Genomic DNA, 2334 nt, shown 5'->3' on the forward strand with positions numbered 1-2334 from the left:
CTGTCAATTATCTCTAGCTCATTGGTCGTTGCATTCCTGGCATAGCTCAGTCTTATGTTCCCAATCTGGTCTTTGTACTATCATTTATAAAGAACGCCTTATCTTTTTATAAATATAAAAATATCATCACTAAGTTTGCTACATTGTTATGATCCTCAATAATTTAAACTATGTTTTTTCTCCAAAATAAACAAAGACAGGGATTACCCTGCCCTTATTTTTGAAATTTTAATTTCAATTATGCATCATGATCAGTTATTTAAAATATAAATTTGCATACCATTAAGTTTGAAATACTAACACTATTCTTTTTTAACCCTTATTCATTTTGTAATATCTATATCGTGTAAAGATTTTTCTTTTATGATTTTCTGTAAATCCGTATATGATATTTTTTTTATAATAGTATCCGTCTTTAAATTTTGTACAAAATATTTCAAATTGTTTTTTTTTACTTTATTAGGATAGTTAGAATACGTAGTATCTACTGAAACAAACATATAATCATTATTATATTTACAATCAACAAGTCCACTGTCAATAATCATTTTATTATTTTTGATCATTCGATTTTGTTTTCCTCCTTCAAAATCAACTTCATATCCACCAAAAGGCAATTTTTCATAATTATCAGACATATTACAAGAATACATCAATAAAAAAGCACTTAATTTTAAAATTTTTTTCATACTAAACTATTATTTAAGATCTTTAGTGAAATCATATCCCTTTGAGGATTTAATTGTATTTATTCCTTTGAAATTAATTTGGAATTCTCGTCCTTCTCCCGCCACCCATCTGCCTATAGTATTAGCAGGATTTCTAATTGGTGAACTCCAGTAAGAACCGTGTTGTTCAAAATTATAAGTATCAGGAAGTATTTTTACTTGATTATTTCCTAAATACTCAACCGATGTCGCGGATTTGCAATCCGTGACTTACAAATTCTTTTATAACAAAAGCACGGATTACAAATCCGCGCTATCGGGTTTAAAAATCCAACTTTATACTCATTTGTAATTTTATTTTTTCAAAGTTATATTTAGTTAAGGGTCCAATAACAATATTTTTATTTTTATCAATAATATAATAATTATTACTATGCTTTTGTTTCAACATTGAGCTATAAGGTTCTTTGTTTTTTATGATACTGTCAATACTTTTACTATTAATTAATAATTTTGATATTTTTTTTAATGAGATCGTATCATAAGATAATATAACAATACTATCTTTTTTGGTTTTCAAATAATGCTCTTTCCAAAATGTTATATCATCTTTAATTATAGATTTAAGTATGTTGATATTAGGTTTTTGCATTGTAATTATATAATTTTTATTACTTTTAACTTTTATCACATCTGAATAAATAATGATTTTGCTATATAAATTCTTTTGTTTTGATTTATATATTATCGAACCATATGGGTATCCATTATCTTCGGCTTCATATCTTGTGAGATAATAATAATTATTCCCTAAAGTGGAATTATCCTTGCATGACACTAATAATAGTAGAATAATGAATGCTAATTTTTTCATTTTTTTATTTTTATAGTTCTATTATTATATTTAATCCAAAAATTTTTACCATTATTCAACAAGCCTGGATGTCCGAGCAATGTAGCTGTATTTCGTTTTATATTTTCTACAGAATCCCAATCCCTCATATTATAATGGTAAGGTTGATCAATAACTTTTACTGTATTATCATCAACTACTAAAAATGAGGTCCCTCCAAATGTGGCTGCTGTTTCAAAAGGCAACTTATCGAAAGCATCTGTTGTAGAAATTGAAAATCTATCACCTGCCTTTTTTCCTTTCGGAATTTCTAGACCTGACCAATCAATCTTTGAGTTATCTATCCATAAGTCTTTTCCAGAACCAGCAAGCCAGTAGGAGTCTGCCTCATCTTTTTGTAATTTTCCATCTTTATTAAAATCCCATGATTGCTTTTGACCAACAGGTCTTGTTTGGTCTGGGTATGAATCCTGCACTGCATCATCATTCATCATGTCATTAGAACCATTCTCCTGCATCATATCCTGCGCAAAATCATTATATGAGCCACTACCATCATGCCAGCCACTATGGATATCAATATCCGATATTTCAAAGTCACCATGTGCTATATTCCAAAAATAATCCCAGAACCTCCCAAATCCATTGCTTTCTTCACCACTCCAGCGCGAATCACCCGTCCATTCAAAACCAATATGAAAACGACCATAATCATCCCTGTCATCTCCGCCTCTATCAGAGTCATCATAATAATCTCCGCCACCGTAATCATCCTCATACATCCCATCCGGATCTGTGAAAGAAATAGGGTTG

The 2334-nt window shown here is 29.5% G+C and carries 3 protein-coding genes; all 3 read right to left on the minus strand.

Annotation, left to right across the window (positions count from 1 at the left end; genetic code table 11):
* Positions 1-323 precede the first annotated feature (323 nt).
* The gene (locus tag BGO59_RS11060; protein ID WP_293683687.1) at positions 324-689 is read right to left on the minus strand and encodes a hypothetical protein; all 366 of its coding nucleotides are present in this window, start codon (positions 687-689) and stop codon (positions 324-326) included.
* A gap of 301 nt (positions 690-990) precedes the next feature.
* Entirely contained in the window at positions 991-1542 is a 552-nt protein-coding gene (locus BGO59_RS11065) for a hypothetical protein (RefSeq protein ID WP_293683688.1), read from the minus strand.
* The coding region (locus BGO59_RS11070; protein WP_293683689.1) for a hypothetical protein at positions 1539-2334 on the minus strand (796 nt) is incomplete at its 5' end. The genes BGO59_RS11070 and BGO59_RS11065, both read right to left, overlap by 4 nt.

Origin of the sequence: Spirosoma sp. 48-14, from assembly GCF_001898575.1 — a bacterium.
Lineage (GTDB): Bacteria > Bacteroidota > Bacteroidia > Cytophagales > Spirosomataceae > Spirosoma.

Excerpts from the sequence above, each read along its gene's own strand:
- BGO59_RS11060 (WP_293683687.1), bottom strand. The coding sequence starts at position 689 with ATGAAAAAAATTTTAAAATTAAGTGCTTTTTTATTGATGTATTCTTGT.
- BGO59_RS11065 (WP_293683688.1), bottom strand. The coding sequence starts at position 1,542 with ATGAAAAAATTAGCATTCATTATTCTACTATTATTAGTGTCATGCAAG.